The organism is Achromobacter seleniivolatilans (assembly GCF_030864005.1).
GTDB classification, from domain to species: Bacteria; Pseudomonadota; Gammaproteobacteria; order Burkholderiales; family Burkholderiaceae_B; genus Achromobacter; species Achromobacter seleniivolatilans.
In genome coordinates this window covers 5,409,882-5,432,437 of sequence record NZ_CP132976.1, presented here as the reverse complement: position 1 = coordinate 5,432,437, position 22,556 = coordinate 5,409,882, and the positions used below count along the sequence as shown (strand labels likewise).

At 63.0% G+C, this 22,556-nt stretch carries 24 protein-coding genes; 6 read left to right on the top strand and 18 right to left on the bottom strand.

Annotation, left to right across the window (positions count from 1 at the left end; translation table 11 throughout):
* Positions 1 to 41 precede the first annotated feature (41 nt).
* The 11 genes from otnC to RAS12_RS24575 form a co-directional block, all read right to left on the bottom strand.
* A complete protein-coding gene (gene otnC / locus RAS12_RS24625; RefSeq protein ID WP_306942294.1) occupies positions 42 to 680 on the bottom strand; it encodes a 3-oxo-tetronate 4-phosphate decarboxylase in 639 nt (212 codons plus the stop codon).
* 252 nt (positions 681 to 932) lie between these two features.
* On the bottom strand, positions 933 to 2,075 hold the full coding sequence (locus RAS12_RS24620) for a hypothetical protein (protein ID WP_306942292.1): 1,143 nt from the start codon (positions 2,073 to 2,075) through the stop codon (positions 933 to 935).
* Positions 2,072 to 3,199, bottom strand: coding sequence for a hypothetical protein (locus RAS12_RS24615; RefSeq protein WP_306942291.1), 1,128 nt, complete (start codon positions 3,197 to 3,199; stop codon positions 2,072 to 2,074). Before RAS12_RS24615 ends, RAS12_RS24620 begins: the two co-directional genes overlap by 4 nt.
* Positions 3,200 to 3,215: 16 nt before the next feature.
* Positions 3,216 to 3,554: a DMT family transporter gene (locus tag RAS12_RS24610; protein WP_306942289.1), complete on the bottom strand. Its 339-nt coding sequence runs from the start codon at positions 3,552 to 3,554 to the stop codon at positions 3,216 to 3,218.
* A 1-nt stretch (position 3,555) separates the two neighbouring features.
* Entirely contained in the window at positions 3,556 to 4,437 is an 882-nt protein-coding gene (locus tag RAS12_RS24605) for a decaprenyl-phosphate phosphoribosyltransferase (RefSeq protein WP_306942287.1), read from the bottom strand.
* Positions 4,434 to 5,057: an HAD-IB family hydrolase gene (locus RAS12_RS24600; RefSeq protein WP_306942285.1), complete on the bottom strand. Its 624-nt coding sequence runs from the start codon at positions 5,055 to 5,057 to the stop codon at positions 4,434 to 4,436. The genes RAS12_RS24605 and RAS12_RS24600 overlap by 4 nt, the downstream gene beginning before the upstream one ends.
* Before the next feature lie 215 nt (positions 5,058 to 5,272).
* On the bottom strand, positions 5,273 to 5,719 hold the full coding sequence (locus RAS12_RS24595) for a hypothetical protein (protein WP_306942283.1): 447 nt from the start codon (positions 5,717 to 5,719) through the stop codon (positions 5,273 to 5,275).
* A gap of 179 nt (positions 5,720 to 5,898) precedes the next feature.
* Complete coding sequence (locus RAS12_RS24590; protein ID WP_306942281.1) at positions 5,899 to 6,795, bottom strand: glycerophosphodiester phosphodiesterase; 897 nt, start codon at positions 6,793 to 6,795, stop codon at positions 5,899 to 5,901.
* Entirely contained in the window at positions 6,785 to 8,389 is a 1,605-nt protein-coding gene (locus RAS12_RS24585) for a hypothetical protein (RefSeq protein ID WP_306942279.1), read from the bottom strand. Before RAS12_RS24585 ends, RAS12_RS24590 begins: the two co-directional genes overlap by 11 nt.
* A 1-nt stretch (position 8,390) precedes the next feature.
* The gene (locus tag RAS12_RS24580; RefSeq protein ID WP_306942277.1) at positions 8,391 to 9,296 is read right to left on the bottom strand and encodes a hypothetical protein; all 906 of its coding nucleotides are present in this window, start codon (positions 9,294 to 9,296) and stop codon (positions 8,391 to 8,393) included.
* A gap of 149 nt (positions 9,297 to 9,445) precedes the next feature.
* The gene (locus tag RAS12_RS24575) at positions 9,446 to 9,916 is read right to left on the bottom strand and encodes a hypothetical protein (protein ID WP_306942276.1); all 471 of its coding nucleotides are present in this window, start codon (positions 9,914 to 9,916) and stop codon (positions 9,446 to 9,448) included.
* A 196-nt stretch (positions 9,917 to 10,112) separates the two neighbouring features.
* Here RAS12_RS24575 and RAS12_RS24570 point away from each other — a divergent pair, with 196 nt between their 5' ends.
* From RAS12_RS24570 to RAS12_RS24550, 5 genes are all read left to right on the top strand, one after another.
* Positions 10,113 to 10,700, top strand: a complete 588-nt coding sequence (locus tag RAS12_RS24570) for a hypothetical protein (RefSeq protein WP_306942275.1) — start codon at positions 10,113 to 10,115, stop codon at positions 10,698 to 10,700.
* Positions 10,701 to 10,812: 112 nt separating this feature from the next.
* The gene (locus RAS12_RS24565) at positions 10,813 to 11,478 is read left to right on the top strand and encodes an RNA polymerase sigma factor (protein ID WP_306942273.1); all 666 of its coding nucleotides are present in this window, start codon (positions 10,813 to 10,815) and stop codon (positions 11,476 to 11,478) included.
* Between the two features lie 2 nt (positions 11,479 to 11,480).
* On the top strand, positions 11,481 to 12,089 hold the full coding sequence (locus RAS12_RS24560; protein ID WP_306942271.1) for an anti-sigma factor: 609 nt from the start codon (positions 11,481 to 11,483) through the stop codon (positions 12,087 to 12,089).
* 5 nt (positions 12,090 to 12,094) lie between these two features.
* The gene (locus RAS12_RS24555) at positions 12,095 to 13,534 is read left to right on the top strand and encodes a caspase family protein (protein WP_306942269.1); all 1,440 of its coding nucleotides are present in this window, start codon (positions 12,095 to 12,097) and stop codon (positions 13,532 to 13,534) included.
* 81 nt (positions 13,535 to 13,615) lie between these two features.
* Positions 13,616 to 14,005, top strand: a complete 390-nt coding sequence (locus RAS12_RS24550) for a SecDF P1 head subdomain-containing protein (protein ID WP_306942267.1) — start codon at positions 13,616 to 13,618, stop codon at positions 14,003 to 14,005.
* Positions 14,006 to 14,011: 6 nt separating this feature from the next.
* Here RAS12_RS24550 and RAS12_RS24545 read toward each other — a convergent pair whose 3' ends face one another.
* The 6 genes from RAS12_RS24545 to RAS12_RS24520 form a co-directional block, all read right to left on the bottom strand.
* Positions 14,012 to 15,217 (bottom strand): acetyl-CoA C-acyltransferase, encoded by a 1,206-nt coding sequence (locus RAS12_RS24545; RefSeq protein WP_306942266.1) that lies wholly within the window; start codon positions 15,215 to 15,217, stop codon positions 14,012 to 14,014.
* A 16-nt stretch (positions 15,218 to 15,233) separates the two neighbouring features.
* Positions 15,234 to 16,811, bottom strand: a complete 1,578-nt coding sequence (locus tag RAS12_RS24540; protein WP_306942264.1) for an aldehyde dehydrogenase family protein — start codon at positions 16,809 to 16,811, stop codon at positions 15,234 to 15,236.
* Positions 16,812 to 16,830: 19 nt separating this feature from the next.
* The gene (locus RAS12_RS24535) at positions 16,831 to 17,955 is read right to left on the bottom strand and encodes a zinc-dependent alcohol dehydrogenase family protein (RefSeq protein ID WP_306942262.1); all 1,125 of its coding nucleotides are present in this window, start codon (positions 17,953 to 17,955) and stop codon (positions 16,831 to 16,833) included.
* A gap of 74 nt (positions 17,956 to 18,029) precedes the next feature.
* A complete protein-coding gene (locus RAS12_RS24530; RefSeq protein ID WP_371321219.1) occupies positions 18,030 to 18,494 on the bottom strand; it encodes an acyl-CoA thioesterase in 465 nt (154 codons plus the stop codon).
* Entirely contained in the window at positions 18,491 to 19,363 is an 873-nt protein-coding gene (locus RAS12_RS24525) for an SDR family NAD(P)-dependent oxidoreductase (RefSeq protein ID WP_306942261.1), read from the bottom strand. The genes RAS12_RS24530 and RAS12_RS24525 overlap by 4 nt, the downstream gene beginning before the upstream one ends.
* Positions 19,360 to 19,848 carry a MaoC family dehydratase gene (locus RAS12_RS24520; protein ID WP_306942259.1) on the bottom strand — a complete coding sequence of 163 codons (489 nt, stop codon included), beginning with the start codon at positions 19,846 to 19,848 and terminating at the stop codon, positions 19,360 to 19,362. Before RAS12_RS24520 ends, RAS12_RS24525 begins: the two co-directional genes overlap by 4 nt.
* Before the next feature lie 219 nt (positions 19,849 to 20,067).
* On the opposite strand from RAS12_RS24520, the gene RAS12_RS24515 reads away from it, so the two are divergent.
* The gene (locus RAS12_RS24515; protein ID WP_306942257.1) at positions 20,068 to 20,709 is read left to right on the top strand and encodes a TetR/AcrR family transcriptional regulator; all 642 of its coding nucleotides are present in this window, start codon (positions 20,068 to 20,070) and stop codon (positions 20,707 to 20,709) included.
* A 32-nt stretch (positions 20,710 to 20,741) separates the two neighbouring features.
* Here the strand turns inward: RAS12_RS24515 and RAS12_RS24510 are convergent, their stop codons facing one another.
* Positions 20,742 to 22,364 carry an AMP-binding protein gene (locus RAS12_RS24510; protein ID WP_306942255.1) on the bottom strand — a complete coding sequence of 541 codons (1,623 nt, stop codon included), beginning with the start codon at positions 22,362 to 22,364 and terminating at the stop codon, positions 20,742 to 20,744.
* Positions 22,365 to 22,556: the final 192 nt, after the last annotated feature.

Here is a 22,556-nt window from a genome sequence, read left to right as displayed (position 1 = left end):
CCGCGCAAGTGCGGCCAGGCAGCTTTGGTATGAATAGCGGATTAGTAGCGCGCGCCGAAGGTCACGCGCAGGTCTTCTATTGCGTCGGCGGTAAGTGGCGCGGGACGCGGATGGCTCATCAGCCACAGGCGGGCGGTTTCTTCCAGCTCTTCCAACGCCCAGGACGCATGCGACACCGACCGTTCCCAGACCACGGGGCCCAGGCGCTCGAACAAGGCGCCGCGCACGGCGGCCGCAACAGCGGCGACTTCGGCCGCCGCCTGCGGATCGCCCGGACGGCGATAGGGAATCAGCGGAATGCGCCCGACCTTCATGACTTGATAGGGCGTGATCGGCGGCAGCACTTCGTCCGGCCGCCACACACCTGCCAGCGTCAAAGCCACCAAATGCGTCGAGTGCGTGTGGACCACACCGCGGGATTCGGGGCTGGCCCGATAGATGCCTTGATGCAACACCAGCGTCTTGGAGGGCTTGCCGCCAGACACCCACGTGCCATTCAGATCCACTTTGGACAGCTCGGCGGGGTCCAAACGGCCCAGGCAAGCGTCGGTGGGTGTGATCAGCCAGCCATCGTCCAGCCGCGCGCTGATATTGCCGGCCGCGCCGACGGTGTAGCCGCGGTGGTAAAGGCTGGCGCCTACCGTGCAGATCTCTTCGCGGATGCGGGATTCGTCAGTCATGGAATACCTCTGCGATGCAGAGGCGACTTGAGGGGCAGGACGGCTGCTGAACCAGCATGATGACGTGTCTCTTGAATAGAAGTTATCGGGTCATCATACAAATTTTGGGTTTTAATCAGATACAGGGGTAAACCCGTGGTTTTCAATAATCGTAGTCAAGCAGACAGGTTGGCAGGGCAGCCCGACTGGCAAAAAAAGGCCGCTCCCCGCAGAGCAGCGGGTGCGGCCATCGCACTTTGAAGGTTGCTTGAATTACCCCGGCGCAGCCGCGTCGCCCCTGGCGCAATCATTCAGCCATCCCGTCAACGCCATCGCCACCACCCCCAGCAATGCCGGATACAACAGGCTGAGATTGCGTGCCTCGCCAGCAGCAGCAAACAGCAGATACAGAGGCACGTTGACGGCAAGCGCCATCCACACATGCAGGCGGAATGCGGCGGGCAGGCGTTTCCAGCCCAGCGCGGAAACGCCGGCAATCATCAGTACCATCACGGCGCTCAGGCCTTTGGGCAGCGTGATGCCGTAAGTGCTTTCCGTGCGGAACCAGTTCTCTGGCGTCAGGTGATAGATCAGGTTGGCAAACGGCTGAAAGCTCACCGTGCCCCCTGGATTTCCTGCGTAGCGGGCGCGCAGCACCACATACACGCAGCCGCACACCAGCGCCAGCACACCCACTACGGCCGCCGACTGCAGGCGCGGCAGCCCTTGCCTGAGCAGTGGATAAAGCGTCAATACAAAGAACAAGAAGGCTTCCTTGTTCCACGCGCCCATGGCCGCGATCAGCACCAGCACGCCCAACCGCAGCGCCATGTTCCGCGCCGGCTGGCCACCCGGCAACCAGGCAAGGCAGATCGCCGCCGCCATGAACAACACTTCAAAGAAGTCGTAGAAAAATCCGCCTTCGGTCAGAAAGAACGGCAGCAACAATGCCAGCACAGCAGGCGCTACCGTTGCCGCGGGCGCGGACGCCCCTAATCGCAGGCACAAGCGGCGCATGACGAACAAGGACGCCAGCAAGCCCAAAAATGTCAGGTAATACACCAGGTGATAACGCAGCGTGAACTCGGGCAGCATGGCTTGCGACGCGGGATAACGCAACGCAAGCCCCGAACGGCTGTTGACACGATCCGGGTCCGCCAGCCGTTGTGACAAGCGATCAACCGTCGCCTGCGGCAACAGGTCTTGAATGCGATTGGCGATATCGGGCACAAATTGCCGGTAGACATAGGGCCGGTAAGCCGACCCATCAACCATGGACGACAGCGAATGCGGTTCGTGCGCATCGTTCAACCGCCACTTGGTATAGAAGCCGTTGAATGCGGCGGCGGCGATCACGATGTAGAACAGACACAGCAGACCCGCGGCAGCCCCGGCGCCGGTGAAAAACCGTTTCATGCGTGCGCCCCTTCAGCGGCTGAATGGCAAGCCTGCCGCGCCACCCAAGCCTGCGCTATCAGGCATAACAAGGTCGGATACAGCATGCTCAGATTACGCATCTCTCCTGGCGAACAGAACAACAGCAAGAGCGGCAGATTGATGGTCAGCGCCAACAGGGCATGCTGACGCAACGTTTTCGGCATGCGCCCCCAACCGCAGCAAGCGATGGCAGCGAATGCCAACATGGCCACCAGGCTGAAAGCCCGGGGCAGCGCCACGCCATAAGTGCTTTCCGTGCGAAACCAATTGCCCGGGTTCAAGTAGAAGCCCAGGTTTTCCCACAGCTGAAAGTCGACCGTACTGCCGGGATTGCCTGCATAACGCATGCGCAGCGCCAAATACACGCAGCCGCACGCGAGCAGCAGCGCACCCACGAATGACAGGGCGTGCAAACGCGAAAGATTGCGTCTGAGCAAGGGATACAGCGCAGGCGTGAAGAAGAAAAACGCTTCCTTGTTCCAGGTGGCGATAGCGGCCATGACCAGCAACACGGCGAGACGCTCCGGCGTCTTGCACGACGCGTTCATGGCAAGCAGTACCGCGCTCATCATGAACAGCACTTCAAAGAAATCGTAGAAGTAGCCGCCTTCGGTCAAAAAGAAAGGCAGCAATAGCGCAAACACCAGAGGCGCCCCCGTCGCGGCCGCAACACCTGTGCCTGCCTGCAAGCACAGCCGCCGCATCACAAACAGCGAGGCCAGCAAGGCAAAGAAGGTCAGGTAATAGACCAGGTGATAACGCACCGTAATGGCGGGCAACATGGCCTCGGAAGCCGGGTAGCGCATCGCCAGGCCAGAGCGGCTGTCTACACGGCGCGGGTCCGTCAAGCGCTCTGACAGGCGCTCGACTGTTGACGGCGGCAGCAAGGATTGAATGCCGTTTGCGATTGCGGGCACCAACTGCCGGTAGACGTAGGGACGGTGCGCAGTGCCATCCACCATGTGCGCCAGCCCCAGCGTGGGATGGCCATCGTTCAGCCGCCATTTCGTATAAAAGCCGTTAAAGACAGCGGCCGCCACGACGGTGTACGCGCAAAACAGCAGAAACCAGCGATATCCGGAGCGGCGAAAGAAACGGGTCATGTCAGGGTCGGATTCGCTATTTTGAAATCAGGAAGACACCGGCTGCGATAAGCGCGGCACCCGCCATCCGCATGCCGGAAATGGATTCCGCGCCCGATAGCAGGCCGTAAATAAACACGCCGGCAATCGCAATGGCGACCATCAGCGGGTAGGCCAGCGACAAATCCAGCTGCCGCAGCGCCAGCGCATAAAAGCCAAAGCCCAGGCCATAGGCGCCTATCGCGGCCAGATACGGAAAAGCCTGCGCCGCTAGCGACGCAGGCAACGCGCCGGCAGGGCTTGCCCCCGCCGCCTTGAGCGCCACGCTCGCGGCCACGCTGCACGCGCCGCTTAAGACCAACCATAGATATGCCATCTCAAGTCCTGACCAGCAACACAACCACCACCAGCCACGCCAGCACCGCCATGCGGATCTGGTTGTCGGCCAGCAGATCGCGGCCCGGCTCTTCACCCGAACCGCCCTTGTAGAGCAAATAGAGATAACGGAAGACACCGAACGTCACGATGGGCAAAGTCACCACCAGGTGCTGCGTGCCATGCATGGCCGCGGTCTCGGCATCGACCGTATACAGGCCATAGGCCAGCAGGGTCGCACTGGCGGTGATGGCCACCAGGTTGTCGAGCAACTGCGCGGAATAGTGACGCAACACGATGCGTGTGCCGCCTTCCAGGGCAAGCTCTGTGTCCGGCATCGAGACGATCTCGGCGCGCCGTTTCGCAAAGCCCAAAAACAGCGTCAGCATGAAGCTGCACAACAGCATCCAGCGCGACGGAATGATGCCCACGGCATACGTGCCGCAGGCCAGCCGGATCATGAATCCCGCCACGATGCAGAACACATCGACCAGCACCTTGTGCTTTAAGTGCAAGGTGTATGCCATGTTCAGAATCAGGTACGACACCACGGCCAGCAATACGCCCCAATGGCCGCCTATGGCGGGCAGACCCAGAGCGCCGCCGAACAGACCCAGCATCAACATGCGGGCAGCAGGCAAACTGACCGCGCCGCTGGCAATGGCGCGATGGCGCTTGGTCGGATGGCGCGCATCAGCCTCCCGATCAAAATAGTCGTTCAGCACATAGACGGCGCTGGAGGCCAGGCAGAACGCCACGAAGCCCAGCGCCACTTGCCGCACCAGGTCGGGTTCGGACCAGCCATGGCTGAAGATCAGGCCGATCAGCACAAATCCATTTTTCAGCCATTGCTGCGGACGCAGCAGTGAAATCACGTCTTTCATGGCTTGACCACCTTGCCGCGATACCAGGCGTGCTCGGCGGCATCAATCATCCATTGGTCGCCACGGCTATCGCCGTAAGCATGAAGTTCATAGCCCTCTTGCGGACCATAGGCCTCCAGCAGACGGCGCATTTTTTCTGGCCCCCAGCAGTTCTTGCCTAGGAACGCGCCGGTCAGACGGCCCAGCGGGTCCACCGCCATCCGCGTACAGAGCAAGGCGTCAAAACCCAAATACCGCGCGGCTTCTTCCAGATAAACATCCGGCGACGCACTGACCATGACACAGTGATCTCCGCGCTGCTGATGCCAGCGCAGACGCGCAAGCATGTCGGGGCGCAACGGAATGGAAGGCGCCCAGCGCCGCGCAATTTCCGCCAGCGCGGAACGCGGACGCCCGGAAAGTGCCGCACGGCATAGCGCCATCTTGGCCGTTTCGTTACTGCACAAGCGCAACGCATACCCAGCCAGCACGGGCGCGGCTATCAGCGACGCCCCGAGCAGCCTGATCCATGACACATGGGCCAGAAACGGGATGAAGGTGTCACGCTGGGTCAGAGTGCCGTCAAAATCAAAGGCGGCGATCACGCGTGCGCGAACGGAAGACTGCGGTTGGGTTGCCATGCTGCCATGACGGCGGAATCCGGCATGGCCGGGGCGCCGCAAACTGTGCCGGGCGATAAGCCGGGCGGTCAAACGCTGACGCTGCTCACAGCGCCAGCGTAAAAAGAGAGAGGCTTGCCGCCTCTCCTCGCTTTCTATGTCAATTATTGTTTATTTGTAACACATTGAGCGATATATGTAGATATATTTCCGCGCGAGGGAGTGATATTTCTGTCCTATATCGAATAGGTGTAGTTGCAGTTCAACACTGCCTGGAGCGGATTGGAATTTCCGCCAGGCTTCTTGCCGCCCGGCCGCGGAGCCAGGAGCTTGGCCTGGAAAGTGCCTGCCACCTCGCCGTCAGCGTTCTTTTTCACCGCCACGCTGGACGGGATGGCGTAGAGCGTCAGCGGCAGGCCCTCATCGGGCGCGATCAAGGTGAAGACCGACTTCGGAAAGTCGGCAACCACATAGGCAGCGGTCTTGTCGGACGTGAATTCCAGCGTGTCGTTGACGTAGCGCAGCGTCACAAGCAGTTCGTCGGAAGATGGCGAGGGAACGACGCCCTTGAGCGCTACTTTGCCGCTTTCTGATTCGCAGGCAATCGACGCCGGGGCGGACCCCGCATGGGCGGCGCCGGCCAAAAGCAAGCAGGACAGGAACCAGGATGCGCGTACGGTCATGAACGTTTCCTTGCTGAAGGTTTGCAGGATATGAGGGGACGGAAAGAGCGGGAAGTTTAGGCGCAAACCTATGGAAATCGTCCTGCGCCTGCTTTTTGCGGCCGGGCCGCTCCCAGGTAAAAACGCCCCCTCGGGGGCAGCAAGCGCCCATCGGGCGTGCGGCGTGGGGGCCCTTTTCTCTAACCGCCCATCGCCTGGCAGAACGTCTGGGCCGATCCATCAATAATGACGCCCGACGGCAGATAACCTTCACGCTGCTTCGCCGTGCGCAACTGCTGCGCCAGGGCGGCATCGCCACCCACCGCATACACGAATACGCGCACCGACTGGGCAGCGGCGTCGCGCAACAATTGCGGATTGGCAGCCAGCGTCATCGCATCCACATGCACCCCCACGGGCGCACCTACGGTTGCGGCCAGATTGGCCAGCCACTGCTTGCTGAGTTGAGGCGCGGTGGCGCGTTGCGACACGTAGCGACCCAGCGGATTGGCGCTGACGGTGTCCGCGTGACGCGGGTCGAACACGATCAACCCCAGATAGCCTTGCCGATCGGTACTGCGCACGCAGCGCAGCGCCTCTGGAAAGGCCGACGTGATCATCCAATTGCCGTGCGGCAACGCCTGCTTCATGCCGCTCACCAGTTTGCTCACCGGAGCGCAGTCGCGATAGATCACCTTGAGCTCGGCGTTGAACGTCTTGGCCGGCTGCGCGGCGGCAAGCTTCAGCGCGTCGTCCAGGAACGGCGGCGCAGATCCGCCGCCCTGCCCCAGCAATTTCGCGCCGCGCCAGTCAGCGCTGGACAGCTGCAAAACCGCCTTGCGGCCCACGCCGCCCACCGTTCTGCCGGTGAGCAGGTCGTGGTGCAACACCCAGCGCCCGTCTTGCAAACGCTGCATATCGATCTCGACGCCATCCCAGCCGCCCGCGTAGGCCGCGTTGATCGACGCCAGTGAATTCTCTGGCAACGAGGGCGCGCCGCGATGCGCATGCACCTGCATGCCCAGGCAGGCGGCGCTCACGGCCGACCACGGCAGCGCTGCGATCAGCGCTGCGGCAATAACTCTTTTAGCTCGCATCGCCGTGGTACCCATACTTCATGCCGTTGAGCACACGCGTGCGCACCATCTCATTGAATGGATAGGTGTAGGCTTGGCCGACCACCACCACATGCGCCACATTGGCCAGCACGCGGCGGCGCAACGCCTGGCCGACGGATTCATCATCACGTCCGGACTCCGCGCGCGACATCTGCTGGAACAGCTCGCTGCGCGTGATGCCATTCTGCATAAAGGAAAACGCCGTCCACACGCACACCAGCGTCAGCACCAGCGCCAAACCGGCGGCGCGAGTCGCGGTGCGGCCCGGTTCCTGGCCGGCAGGCGTGCGCAGCCACGCGACCAGCTTGGCGATCAAGTACAGCAGCTTGGCAAAGTGACCCACGGCGCCCAGCAGGGAAAACAGCAGCGCCACAGGCGGAACGATCGCCGCCCGCGCGGCGTCTTCGCCCAGCTTGTAATGCTGGCCGCCTCGCCCAAAATCTTCATTCCTGGCGGAGAAACGCGGCATTGCCTCATCCACCGCCCGGTCCAGCATGCCGTCGTACAGGCGTTTGAAGCTGGCGGCGTCGGTGTAGTTGGGCGCGACGAACATATTGGCAGGAACCATCATCGTCTGGCGCAGCAACTTCTGCACGCCGGGACGCGCCACGAAGTCTTCATACGACAGGCCCGGCGGAATGGCATCGCCTTCCACATGCACGGTTCGGCTGCGCATCGTCTTCCAGTACTGCTGCGCAACCGCTTCATTGAAGGTCGCCCGGTCATACGTCTGCCAGTCGCCCGGCACCGGGATGCGCTTGCGCACGTCCTGCACCACGCGGCCCTGATAACGCGCCGGCACATTCTCCGGCGTCCAACCCCGCTTGGACAGGTTCCTGCGGTAATCGCTCCAGGCGCGGTCCTGCTCACGCGCCAGCTCAATGTCGGAGGCCACTGGCACGCCCGCGTATTTCTTCCAGCGATCCGACACCGACTGCATCACGCTGGTGTAGACCTGGTGATAACCGCGAATGCCCGGCGCGGTCATGCGGACCTCGCGCCCGTCGAAGGTGAAGGTCTTCATCTGCCGTTGCAGATCGGTGCGGATCACTTGCCGTTTTTTGGGTTCAACCTTCTCATCCAGGTTATCGATGTTAGACAGCAGCACCTGGAATACAGCCAGAAAAGCCTTGCCCTCGGGCCGGGCGTAGACTTCGTCGTCCACCAGCCCGTCCAGATGCAGATCGCCCTGCACCAGCGACCGCTGCAGCAAGTTGGAGTTCGTGGCGATGCGGCGAAAGTCACCGTCGCGGGTGTCTACCAGCACATTCACCAAAAACTTGATGGCAGAAAACACCAGCAGCGCGGTCACCACGCAGGCAATGGCGATCTTCAAGTAGGACGGGCGGCCGCCCGTGCGCAGGCGGTGGGTCAGCAGCAACTGCAAGACCACCAGCGCGGCGGCAATCCCCGACAAGGTGCGGCCGAAGAACTCAAGCTCTTCGATGTCGTGAGGGGTGGCGCGGCTGCCCACAACATCCAGCAGGCGCGCGTTGAATCCCAGCTCGAAACTGAGATAGATGATCGTCAGTACGATCAGGAAAAGAATCTGGCGAATCTGGGCTTGCCGCACGTCAATCTCTCAGGTCGAGCCGGGTCGAAGTAATTTCTTCATCAGGCAGATCCAGCTTGGCTGGCACCCGCGAGGCATTGCCTGCGCGGGGCGTGCTGCCAGAGGCTGCCGTAGGCGCTGCGCCATCGGGCACACGTTGCGGCGGCGGCGGCACGACGCGGCCTGTTGCCCGGTTGTCGGCTGGAGCCGGCCGTGCGGCAGTCTCAGGCGAGCTCGCTGGTTTGCCGGGTTTGGCCGGCTTGGCAGACCGGCCCTTACCCGCAGGAGCCACGGCCGCGGCGGGCGGCGGATAAACGCCATGCTCGCGCAAGGCTTCCTGATAACCGGGCGGATACAGCGATTCGTCGGCAAAGGGTTTGGCGCGGGGGTTCATACCCGCCACAGCCTGCGTATCGCCTCGGCGCATGCGGCCATCCTGCGTGTAGACGAACCGCTCGATGCGGGAGCCCTTCGGGAAGTTGAACGTCAGCGCGCTGCGGTCATCTTGCACCAGCACGGCGGGGCGATCGCGGCAATTGCCCAGGTCCCAGGACAGCACCTCGGACCCCTCGATTGCCAGCACGGTATAGCGGTAGTCACAATTGCGACGTTGAGTCTCGATCACAACCACGGTGCGCGTACCGATATTTTCGGTGCGCGCAATCCGCGCCGAGTCCACATTGGCCAACGGAATCACCCGCTGATTACCCGACAGTTTGACGGAGTACTTCGTCCCCTCGCGGCGCAGCGTGCCTTCGCCACCGCTTTGCAATGGGAACTGGCCGATCTCGGTGCCGAACAACGCAGCGGTGTCCACCCCGTAGGTGTAGCCGCCCCGTGAATTGGTTTTGACCGCGCACGCGCTTAATGCCCCTAAAAGGAGCAGCGCGGTCAACAAACGAAAGAAAAGCGGGCGCAAAGAAGTCATAGTCAGGGCGGAAGACTCAGAGGCCGCCCACAACCTATGGCTGGCAGGCGATCCATGGGACGGCAAGGCAGTCATTCCGTCAAAACCCTGCAATGTATCGCAGAGTTACAACTGGGCGATACCTTTGTTTCAATTGCGCCATGCCAACCTCAGTTGGCGCGGTCAGCGTCGTCTTGCTTGAGCACGCCAGCATCCTTCAATACCTGACCGGCGCTGTGGCGGATGGCAGACACGCAACGCGTCACAATCGCGCGCAGCAGCGCTTCGCTGGGCAGCGTGTCTTGTCCGGCCACAAAGCTCTCAATGGCAGCCGACACCCGGCCCACCGAACCGTCGCGGCCCTGCTGAACGCTCAACTTCACGGCCTTGCAACGGTGATTGACGCCGTTGACGACTTCCAGCAATTCGGCGCGGGTCAGACCCAGGTCGGCCGCGTCCGCAAAGTTCGGGTAGACGAGGCGCAAGAATTCCGGGTCCGTCTCGCTCAGGCTGAAGAACATGGTGCCCAGGTCAGGATGACGGAACAGCACGTCGCCGTCTTCATCAACACGGGCCACCAGGCCCATTTCTTCTTGAACAACGTGTTGGTACAGGGCGGCGAGCGGAGTAAGCGTGGTCATGTTCGGATTCTCAGGGGTGGATGGCAGCGGTGAAATCCGCGTCCTTGCCCATCGCTACGCCCCGGGCTGAAAAAGGTTCGAAAAATTTTTCAGAAAAATAAATCGAACCTTTTGGGCGCTCACGCATAGCGATCCATACAGGCATCCGCTTGCCCACCCCGCCCTGACGACTCAGGGCCACCGAAAAGGAAAGACCATGCAAGGAAAAGAGCTGCGCGACGTTTTGACGCTGGCCAAGACCCATGGCGGCCGCTGGGCCGCCATCGCCGCCCGCCGCGTCAACCGTGGCGACGCCATCGGCGCTTTGCTGTTTCTGCTGGCCACCACCGTGTTTTCAGTGATCACCGTCCGCATGATGGGGTCCCATGCCAGCCTCAGCTTTTACGATCTGCTGCGCCTGCTGAACGGCGGTGACGTGCAGGGCGCCATGTCGGGCGAAGGCGCGGGCGCCGGCATCTATGCCCTGCTCTGGCTGCTGGCCGTGTTCGGTCCGCTGCTGCCTTCCTTCCTGTCCCACCGTGGCGCCAAGCTGGCCTATTTCCTGCCGGTGGCGCTGTGGGGCATCACGCTCGCCGGCGTGCTGTCCGAAGTGCGTGAATTGATGAATGCCAGCCGCCAGCTGTCCGGTTTCATGGGCGGCTCGCGCGCCAGCCGCAACATGGCCGGGGACATTGCGTCCACCATCTGGAACAGCCTGAGCTTTGGCTTCGGCTTCTATCTGTCGCTTGTACTGGCCGTGTGCTTTGCCGTGCGTGGGGTTGCCGCCCTGCGCCGCCGCGCTTGATTTTCCGCCTGCCCGCGGCTAAGGTGCCGCAGCCCTCACCCACGAGGGCTGCGGCACTTTTACGCCGATGGGCTGACGTTCTGCGTCCAGTTCGACAACAAGAATCTGAACCATGAACACGCTCGATCCCAAGCGCTACATCATCAACAACGTTGATGGGTTGCTGCGCATCATGCATGCCGATCCCCGCTATGCGCTGGATTTCCGCAACAAGGCGGAACAGCACATCACGCTGAAACTGCGCAAGAAATTCTTCAACACCTCGCCCGAAGGCGTCATCGACGCCTTCAACAACGCCTTGATGAAGTTCCTGCAAGCGCGCACGTTTCGCGATGAAGGCTTTCAGCACGGCCAGCCCGCAGACGGCTGGGCGGCGCATGAACTGGCGGTCAGCAAGCTGGGCGGCTACCTGTACCGCGGATCGCTGCACGAGCTGATTCAATGGCACCGCCGTACGCGGCACGAAGTGCAATGGACCGATCCCGACGATGAAGGGCAGCAGGGGGACAGCGCCTTCGACGAGAGCGCGGACCTGGGTGATCCCTCCCCATTCGCGGACCCTGCCCGTGCCTACGAGCATCTGTCGCTGGTCAAGCGCATGCGCGACTGCCTGAACAAGCTGAGCGACACCCTGCGGGACACCATGTTCCTGTATCTGGACGACCTGCCGATGGATGAAATAGCCAAGCGGCAGGATCTGCACGTGCCCACCGTCAAGAGCCGCCTGCATGCCGCACGCAAGCTCGTGGCCGACTGCACGCGCAAAGGAATGGACTAACCATGTCTGAAGACCGAGTGCTTTCTTACCTGTCAGGTGAGCAGGACGATGCCGAACGCCGCGCGTTCGAAGCCGACCTGGCCCGCGACCCGGCGCTGCAAGCCGAAGTCGAAGAATGGCGCACCTTGGCCCAGGCGCGCCAGATGGCGCATAACGAAATCGGCCAGGCCGATCGCGACAGCGCCTTTTTGCGCGCGCTGGCCGAACCTCGACCCGCCGCCCCGGCGCCCCAGTCCGCCTGGCGCCGCTTTGGTCAATGGCTATGGCCCACGCCCGCCAGCCCGTTGATGCCGCTGGGCTGGGCGCTGGCCATCATGCTGTCCGTGGTTGTGGTGCTGCAAGCCCCCCGCGAAATACTGGTGTCCGATGGCGTGTTGACGCGTGGCGGCGGTTCCTGCCCGCGTCTGGTGGTGGATCTTCCGGACAACCTCACCGCCCGGCAATTGCGCAACACCTTGTCCCAATATGCCGTGACCCTGGTGTCGGGACCGGACGCAGATGGCCGCTTCATACTGGCTGCTGCGCGTGAATCTTCGCTGCACGACGCCGCCTCCGCACTTGGCGTCTTGTCATCGTCCCCAGCCGATGCCGGCGTCTGCCCCGCACCCTGAACCCCATGGCACGCACACCCACCCTGGTCACCAAACGCCGGCAATTGCTGACCGCCCTGCTCGGCGCCGGCCTGCTCGGCGTCAATTCATTGACGGCCCGCGCCAATCCCGCGTCCACGCCGGTTCCGGCCAAGCGGCGTCATGCACTGGTCATTGGCAACGCCCGCTACGCCGTGCCGGCCAATGCCTTGGTCAACCCGGTCAACGATGCCCGCCTGATCGCCGAAACCTTGCGCAAGCGCAATTTCGACGTCACGCTGCTGACGGACCTGACGACGCCGCAAATGGAAAACGCGGTCGACGAATTCGCCACGCGCGCCACAAACGCAGAGCTGGCGATGGTGTACTTCGCTGGCCATGCCGTGGCGGTGGATGACGTGAACTACCTGTTCGGCGTCGAACTGGCCGTACCGCTGGGCGAGGTCCGCATCCGCACCGCGCAGCAAAGTTCACTCAGCCTGCGCCGTGTATCGCAGGCATTGCGCCGCGCCAATATCCGCGCGCGCCTGCTGGTGCTGGACGCCTGCCGCACCAACCTGACCCGGGGCGCGGCCTCGCCCGGCTTGATTCATACCGTGCCGGCTGGCGGCGAACTCATCGCCTTTTCCACGCAGCCCGGCGCCACGGCCGAAGACGGCTTTGGCAAGGACGGCCCGCGCCACAGCCCTTACGCCTTTTACTTTGCGCAAGGACTGGACGCCCTGCCCGCAACCGCGCCGGTCGAGAATTTTTTCAAGCAACTAACGGGCGACGTGCAGGTTGCCACGGCCCACCGCCAGGTCCCGCACTACGCGAGCAGCCTGGTCGGCACCGTGACGTTCACCACGCTGGCCGACGCGCAGACGCCCGCCGTGCCGGGCGCTGCCGCCAGCGGCCAAGCCGCCCAAGCCGGCCGCGGACCGTCGCCCACCTTGGGCCGCGATTTGATCCGGGCCCGCATGAGCGCGTGGGAATACGAGATTGAACGCGGCGCGCAGTATCTGGACGAGCCGCGCCTGAGCGCATTACAAGCGCGCGCCAAAGCCGGAGACGTGGTCGCCATGACCACGCTGGGCCTGATCGCCGAGAACGGCGAGCACGTCGAACAGGACTACAAGGCCGCGGCCCGCTGGTATCAGCGCGCCGCCGACCAGGGTTTTGCCCCCGCGCAAACCTATTTGGGCGAACTGACCGGCATGGGCCGCGGCGTACCCAAGAACTACAACGTAGCCGAACGCCTGTTCCGCGAGGCTGCCGAGGCCGGCCACCATCGAGCCACCCTGGACTTGCTGGATCTGCGCGTACGCATGGGCGAGCCGATGGACCCGCGCGAATGGGCCACGGCGCTGCAAGACGCCGCACGCAATCCCGCCGGCTTGCCCTTGCCCGGCATGCCGCCGATACAAGGTCTGCCTGACATGCCCTGGATGCGCGCCTTGGGCGTGCGCCCGCCTGGGCAGCCTTGATGAGTCAGGCCCCGATTTCCCCCAGGGGCCGTCTGCGCATCGGGTAGGATGGAGTTGTCGCCCTACCTGAAGGAGATCCGCATGCCGTCAATGAAGCGCCTAGTCTGCACAGCCGCCATCACCTTGATGCTGCCGCTGGCCGCTTACGCCGAAAGCATTACGCTACATGCTGCGAGCGCAACCGCAAGCAGCGACGCGGCCACTTCGGCCCGCGTCGTGGACATTGAACTACAGCCCGACAGCCGCAAAGCCTTGGCCGACTTCACCCGCGAACGCATCGGTAAACGCGTGCAGCTGCGCTCAAACGGCGTGCTGCTGTCATCCGCCACGGTGATGAGCCCGTTGGAAGGCGACAGCTTTCGCATCACTGCCGGCGAGCATGGCTTTGCCGGCAAATCCGCCGAAGAGATCGCCCAAGGCATCATGAAGAGCGGCGGCCTGACCATTGATGATGAGAACACTGCGAAATAGCGGCGCCTAGGCCGTGATTTCGAATAGCCCGGCCGCGCCCATGCCACCGCCCACGCACATCGTGACGACGGCATAGCGCACGCCGCGCCGGCGGCCTTCGATCAAAGCGTGCCCTGCCATGCGGGCGCCAGACATCCCATAAGGGTGGCCAATCGAAATGGCTCCGCCGTTCACGTTCAAGCGATCTTCCGGTATGCCGAGTTGATCGCGGCAAACCAGCACCTGGCACGCGAACGCTTCATTCAGTTCCCAAAGGCCGATATCACCGACCGCAAGCCCGTGACGCGCCAGCAGCCGCGGCACCGCGTGAATGGGGCCGATGCCCATTTCTTCGGGTCCGCAACCGGCCACGGCCATGCCGCGGTACACGCCTAAAGGCGTCAGACCGCGCCGCCGCGCCTGCTCTGCCTCCATGATGACGCAGGCCGATGCGCCGTCCGACAACTGTGAAGAGTTGCCTGCAGTGATGTGCTGGCCCAGCGCCAGGCGCTGCCCATCCTTGAAGACCGGTTGCAACCGCGCCAGGCTATCCAACGACGTGTCGGGCCGATTGCCCTCATCGCGGTCCAGCGTCACCGTCTTTGCCGAGGTCTCGCCCGTTGCGCGGTCCGTGTGCTGCATGACCACGGTGATCGGCACGATCTCGTCGTTGAATGCCCCTCTCGCCTGGGCCGCCGCCGTGCGCTGTTGCGACCGCAGCGCATACGCATCTTGCGCGGCGCGCGAGACGCCATAGCGATCAGCCACGATCTCGGCGGTTTCCAGCATGCTCATGAAGATTTCAGGCTGTTCGCGCATCAGATCAGCGTCGAACCAGCGATTCCGATTCATGCTGCTGTTCTGCACCAGCGAAATGGATTCCAGCCCGCCTGCCACCACAATATCCATGCCTTCCTGCGTGACCTGCCGCGCCGCAGTCGCAATCGCCATCAGCCCGGACGCGCATTGGCGATCCAAGGTCATGGCGGCAACCTGCGCTGGCAATCCCGCGCGCAAGGCCGCCTGCCGCGCCACGTTCATGTGTGTGGTGCCTTGCTGCAAGGCAGCGCCCAGGATGACGTCTTCTACCTCGCCCGGGGTCAACCCCGCGCGTGCCACCGCGTGCGAAATCGCGTGACCGCCCAGCGTGGGCGCGGTGGTGTCGTTGAATGCGCCACGATACGCCCGGCCTATCGGCGTGCGGGCGGTAGAAACGATAACGGCTTCTCTCATGTTGATTCCTTGTGCCTTAGCGATGCCAGATGGTGTGGCTTTGTTCTCGTGCGAATTGCGTGACGTAGTACGGCCCCAGACCGCCTTTTCCGGTCAGCCCCGACCCTTTCCAGCCACAGAATGTCTGGATGCCCGGCCAGGCGCCGGTGGTCGCGCCGCTGGCCCGATTCACATACAGCGCGCCCGCTTCGGCGCGATTCAGAAACAGATCGATCTCATCTGGGTCCTGCGCATAGCAACCCGCCGTCAGGCCATAGTCGATGGCATTGCCATCGTCGATTGCGGCTTGCAAACTGGTGAACGGCTGCACGCTGACGAAAGGTAGAAATAGTTCTTTGCGGTTCAGTCTGTGATTGGGCGGCAGACCCGTTGCGATGGCCGGCTGCACGTAATAGCCATAGGCAAGTTCGCCCGCGTTCAGCCGGCCGCCACCCGAAACAAGCCGCCCGTCCGCACCAGCCTCTTCACATGCTGTGCGGTAGCGCCGCCATGCGGCTTCGTCAATCAGCGGCCCCATGAAGACGCGGCGGTCACGTGGATCGCCCACATTAAGGGACTCTGCTGCCACACGCAGGCGCTCGACAACCTCGTCGTGAACCGAGACGTGTGCATAGACTTTCGAGCCCGCCGAACATTTCTGCCCTTGCAAGCCAAACGCCGACCGCAACACGCCTTGAACCGCCACACCCACCTCTGCGCTGGCAGCAATGTAGGCCGGGTTCTTGCCGCCCATTTCGGCAATGACCGGGCGGGCGTGACGGCCCGCTGCCACGCTCTGAAGCAAGTCCATGCCAACTTCATGGCTGCCAGTAAACGCGTAACCATCGATGCCGGAATGCCGCATCAATGCGGCGCCCGTTTGCGCACCGCCAAACACGCCGTTGACGCCGCCTGCTGGCACCCCGGCCGCGTCGCAGGCATTCAGCAGCAAAGCACCTGTCAGAGATGCGCGGGGCGACGGTTTATACACGACGGTATTGCCCGCCAGCAGCGCCGCGCAGACCATGTTCACGGATAGCGCCAGCGGAAAATTGAAGGGCGCGATTACCGCAAATACGCCATAGGGCCGCAGAACGTCATGCGTGCTTTCATTGTCGAAGGCGCGCGCCAAGGGCTGGCGGTAGCCGTCACTGCGTTCGGCCTGATCGCAGTAGTAGCGGATCAGATCCACTGATTCCTCTGCCTCGCCCAGCGCTTCCAGACGCGACTTGCCGATCTCGATCACGGCCGCCATCGCAAAGTCGTACTTGCGCTCAGACAGCACCATGGCCAACCGGCGCAACACGGTAATGCGCTGCGCCCAGCCTTGCGCGGCCCAGGCGGGCTGCGTGCGGCGCGCGCAGCTTACGGCCTGTTCGATCACGTCCCCGTCTGCGCTGGGAAAGCGTCCCACCATCAGCCAGTGGTCGATGGGCGAATAAACCTCTTGCAGCACTTCGCCAGCAACTGGCCGACCTTCAAAACGATGGCTGAAATCCTGACCCAGCATGCGCGACTCAAAGTCGGGCAAGCGCTGATCCAGCAAGTCATGCACCGCAGAGAAATCGGTATGGATGTTCGAGTACGTGACACGAGGCAGGGTGTGGTCGATCACAATCGCTCCTGATCAGGTTTCAGAACAGCACGACCTGACGAATGGCGGACCCGTCACGCAAACGGTCAAAGCCGGTATTGATCTCGTCCAGCGCGAGCCGGTGCGTCAGCAATTTATCGACCGGCAGGCGGCCGGACTGGAAGAGCGAGACAAAGTTGGGAATGTCGCGCTTGGGCACGCAGGTGCCGATGTATGACCCCTTCAAGGTGCGTTCTTCGGCCACCAGATTCACGGCTTGCAGCGACAGGTGCCGGTCAGGCGGCGGCAAGCCGCCCGTCACCGTCATACCGCCCCGCGCCGTCGCCTTGTAGGCCAGTTCCAGTGCCGGAATAGACCCCGCAAGTTCAAACACAAACTCGGCGCCGCCCTGAGTCAATGCGCGGATTTGCTCCACCGCGTCAGGATCGGAAGCGTTGACGCAATGCGTGGCACCGAGTTCGCGCGCCGTGCGCAATTTGTCATCCGATAAATCCACAGCCACGATCTGGCGCGCGCCCGACACCTGTGCGCCCATGACCGAACACAGCCCCACACCGCCCAGACCCACCACCGCGACAGACGCTCCAGGCGGCACGCGCGCGGTGTTGACCACTGCGCCCATGCCCGTCAGCACAGCACAACCGAACAATGCGGCATGCTCGAACGACAGCGACGGGTCCACCTTGACGCAAGATTCACGAGACACCGTGGCGCACTCCGCAAAGGCGGATACCCCCAAGTGATGATTAACGGCGTGGGCGCCCAAATACAGCCTGCGATCACCCCGCAACAAAGTTCCCGCGCCGTTCGCCGCCGCACCTGGTTCGCACAAGGCGGGTCTGCCGCCCGCGCACGGCAGGCAGCAGCCGCAACTGGGCACAAAGACCATGACAACGTGATCCCCCACGGCCAGATCCCGCACGCCCTCGCCCAACGCCTCGACCACGCCTGCGGCCTCATGGCCCAACACCATGGGCAGCGGCCGCTGGCGGTCGCCATTGATGACCGACAGATCGGAATGGCACAGCCCGGCGGCTTTGATCCGCACCGTGACTTCGCCATACCCCGGCGCCCGCAAGTCGATCTCGGTAATTTCCAACGGACGGGACTGCGCGTAGGGCGCAGCGGCGCCTGATGCCCGCAACATGGCGGCTTTGATGCGCATGATGTCTCCTCGTGGGATGCGCTTGAATGGCTTGCCCGGGCTCTACGGCTCCGGGGCATGCAAGGGGGTCGCGATCAGTTCGCGCTGGCTCGCAGCAACGGTTCCAGCGCGCCGCGCAGCGCCTGCGGCAACTCAACCGGTTGATTGCTTGCGCGGTCTACGTAGGCATGCGTGAAACTGCCTTGTGCGGCAGCGCTGTCGTCATCGCCCCGGAACAACGCGTATTCATAGGTGACGCTGGTGCGCCCCAAACGCCCCACCCTTACGCCTACAACAACCGTGTCCGGAAACGCGACCGGGCGAAAATAGGAAGTCTGGCTATGCACCACCAGACCGATCACGTCGCTTGCCCGCAGGTCCAGCACGCCAAGTTCAATCAAGGTCTGATTGACCGCGGTATCGAAATACTCGTTGTAGACGACGTTATTCATGTGGCCGTAGACGTCGGTATCGCGCAGCCGGGTCGTCATCGGCAACAGACGGGGATAATCGCCCCGCGTGGTTGGAGCCGCGCGCGGTGCATTGGCAGACGCAGTCATGCGGCCTCCTGTGCGCGTTTCAGGATGCGGGCCACATGCGCGAGTCCTTCTCCGGGTTCGATAAAGTTGTCCAGGCTGGCGATCTCGTCAAAGTGCTTCGCAATGCTCTCGGGCGTGCGCTCGCCTTCCGGAAAATACACGCCTTCACTTTCGACGATGGCCAGGCGCGCATAGGTGCCCGCGCCAGCCAGCAAGGCGGTGCGGCTGGGGGCTGCTTCATGCACCAGGAACAACGCGGCAGGGGTGACATACGCCGGGTCCAACGCACGCAACGCATAGGCGTCGAACATCTCCGCCGTCATCCGGGTTGCGGCCGTGGGCACGAGCGCATTCACGTGAATGCCGTTGCGCTGGCCTTCCAGATGCAGCACGTTCATCAGGCCGATCACGCCCGCCTTCGCCGCGCCGTAGTTCGACTGACCGAAGTTGCCGTACATGCCCGACGTGGACGTGGTCATCAGAATGCGGCCGTAACGCTGCTCGCGCATGATGGGCCACACCGCCCGCGCGCAATTCGCGGACCCCAGCAGATGCACGTCCACGACAGCGTTGAAATCGCCCGCGCTCATCTTGGCGAAGGTTTTGTCGCGCAGGATGCCAGCGTTGTTGATCAGAATATCCACGCGGCCCCAGGCGTCCATTGCCTGTGCAGCCATCGCATCCACCTGTGCGCCATCGCACACATTGGCGTCATTTGCGATGGCCTGCCCACCGGCGGCAACGATCTCATCCACAACGGCCTGCGCGCCGCCAAAGTCGTTCACCACGACCCGGCAACCGCGCGCGGCAAGCTGCAAGGCGTGACTTCTGCCCAGGCCCTGGCCTGCGCCGGTCACAATGGCGACGCGTTCATCGAAGCGAATGCTCATGTTGCTGATCCTTGAAGAATGGTCATAGTGATCCAGTCGGCAACCAGTGCGGGCCGCGCCGCGCCCTCAATCTCGACGGTTACTGCATAGCGGGTGGTGAATTCACGCGCATTGCGCGGCGTGAACTCGCTTAGGACAAAGCGGCCGCGCACTTTCGCGCCCACGGGCACGGGCGTCAGAAACCGGACTTTGTCGAAACCGTAGTTGATGCCGATGGCGCCTTCGAACGTGGGCAGGACGTCCTGGCTCAGAGCGGTCAACAAGGACAGCGACAGAAAGCCATGCGCGATGGGTCCGCCGAAGGCGCTTTCCCGCAGGGCGCGCTCAGGATCGACATGAATGAATTGATGGTCATCGGTGGCGTCCGCGAAGAGGTCCACCTGCGCCTGCGAAATCGTGGTCCATGCCGACACACCGATTTCCTGCGAGACCTGATCGGCCAGGGATTGCGGACTGGGCATAGCGCGTAGAGCGTCTGGAGTCATGGATAGGGGCGTCGTTGTCAGGTTGAGTGGCGGCGGGGGGGGAAGAAAACCGTTCTTGGACGCCACAACATACCAAGTAGTATAAACTTCGGTTTTGCGGTTTGTACAGGTCGTGAATGGCCTGAACTATCCGACGGACGCACGCTCGCGCAGACGTTGTCTGCATTGGTAATTGGCTAAACTGGCGCTTTGCTGCGATGGAAAAATGGAGAAAGACGCATGAAGGGGGAACCTACGGTGACGGCTGCGCGCGATGACGGCATGGGGAATATTGAACTGCTGACCGCGGCGGCTGAGTGCTTCATGGAGCAAGGTTTCCACGCATCCAGCATCGACGACGTGGCACGCCGCCTTGGCGCTACCAAAGGCCGCGTCTATCACTATTACCGCTCCAAGACCGACCTGTTCTTTGATGTGCACCGCGAGGGCATGCGGCGCAACTTCGAAGCCGTGCGCCCCGTCATGAAAGAGAAGGGTCCGGCCGCCCAGCGCCTCGCACTGATGCTCAAGCATCACGCGCTGTCGATGATGGAGAACCTGGCGTTCGAGACCGTTGTGGTCCAGGGCGTGCACATGCACAGGCTGGGCGCGACCACGCCCGCGCAGCGCCAGACGCTGGCCGAACTGATGACCATCCGCGATGACTTCGAAGCGCTGTTCAAGCGCGTGGCGTATGAAGGCGTGGAAGACGGCTCGCTGGCCATCGATGATGTGTCCGTGGCCATCAAGGCCGCGTTGGGCGCCATCAACTGGCTTGCTGTCTGGTATCGGCCCCGGCTGGGCGAAACCCGCGACGACCGCGAAATCCTGGCGTCCAAGGTCGTGCACACCATCATCGCCGGCCTGGGCACCCGCGCCTGACGGCACGGGCGCTTGGGGCCAGGGCGTCACCGTCAGCCCAGCCGTTCGCGGCGCAGACGTATACCCGCAGCGTCGCGGTCCCATGTGCCTTCTGCCAGGCCCTCGGTCCGCAACACATGCTTTTGCAGCTTGCCGCTGGCGGTCTTGGGCAGCTCCAACACCACTCTGACGTACCTCGGCACCATGTAGTGCGGCACCCGCTCGGCCAGCCAGGCAATCAACGCCTCGGGCGCAAGCGCGGCTTCTTCCACCAGCGTGACCACGGTCAGCACTTCGTCCTCACCATGCTCGCTGGGCACCGCCACGGCCACCGCCTCGCGCACGGCCGGGTGTGCGCAGATCTCGCCTTCCAGCTCGAATGACGAGATGTTCTCGCCACGGCGGCGTATCACGTCTTTCAAGCGATCCACGAAGAAGAACGTGCCGTCGCCATCGCGCCGGAACGCATCGCCCGTGTGGAACCAACCGTTGCGCATGGACGCCGCCGTCGCCTCCGGATTGCGGTAGTAGCCCGAAAACAGCGCCCACGGGCGATGCGAGCGAATCAATAATTCACCGACCTCACCGTCGGGCAAAGCGCGGTCCTGCGCATCCCCCACCCGTAGTTCGAACCACGGCCGGGGTTTGCCGCAGCGCCCCGCCTCGGTCAGGCCAGGCCCCGCGCTCAGGGGGCTGGCGATCTCGGTCATGTTGTAGACCGTGTACAGGTCCACACCGAAGCGGGTCTTGAACGCGGGGGCATCTTCGCCGAAGGGCACGATGAATACCTTGCGCAAGGGATGCTCAAGATCACGCGGCGACGGCGGCTGCTTGAGCAGGAAATTGGCCATCACGCCCAGCAACAGCACCACCGTGCTTTCGGTTTCGCGGATGGCATCCCAGAACTCGGCGGTGCGGAACTCCGGCACCATGGCGATCGAGCCGCCGTAGGCCAGCATGGCGTACACGTACAGCGTGCTGCCGCAATGGAATATTGGCCCCGCGATCATGCAGCGGTCTTCGGGCGTGATGCAGTCAAACGCATCGGGCCCCATGGTGTAGAGCTGCACGTATGACGTGACCACGCCCTTGGACAAGCCCGTGGTGCCCGACGTGTACATGATGGATTGGGTATCCCAAGGCTCAATCGGCGCGTCGGTGGCGAGCAGGTCGGCCGCCGGTTCACTCGACGTATCGGCCAGCGCCGCAAACGACACCCCCGCAGGCAGCGCCGACGGGGCCTCGCCTTCTCCGGTCAGCAAGATTCGCTTCAAGGCGCCTGGCGCCAGACCCTGCAAGCGGCCCGTCAACGCCCGGTGCGCCAGCATGAGCGATGCCTGCGCGTTTTCCAGCACATGTTCCAGCGGCCTGCCCCGCAGGCCGGTATTCAGCGGCACATACACGGCGCCCAGATAGTTGATGGCAAACCAGTTGGCCAGCAGCTCGGGGCCGTTGCCCATCCAGCACAGCACGCGATCGCCCTGCTTCACGCCCTCTTGCCGCAGCGTGGCAGCACGCCGGCGTACCTGTGCCAGCGTCTGCGCGTAAGTCCAAGAGGGACCTTTATGGAAACGGACAAAGATTCTGTTGGGTATCTTTTTTGCCTGAGCTTCCAGCAAATAGCGCAACACGCATGCCTGGCGGTCAGGGACAGCGCCCCGTGCCTCGTCGTTCATCTAGCGTCTCCTCGGTTTGTTATTTCGCTTTATTTTTCATGACTTCTCTGCCGCTATCCAGGCTTGCGGGATACGGACTTACCCGCACGCCCCCGCTGGCTGCCCTAGATACGCCGGCGCGCGCCTTGCGATTTTTGCAACATACTTGGTAGTATATCCACGAATCGGGCCCGACCACACCACATTCCGATG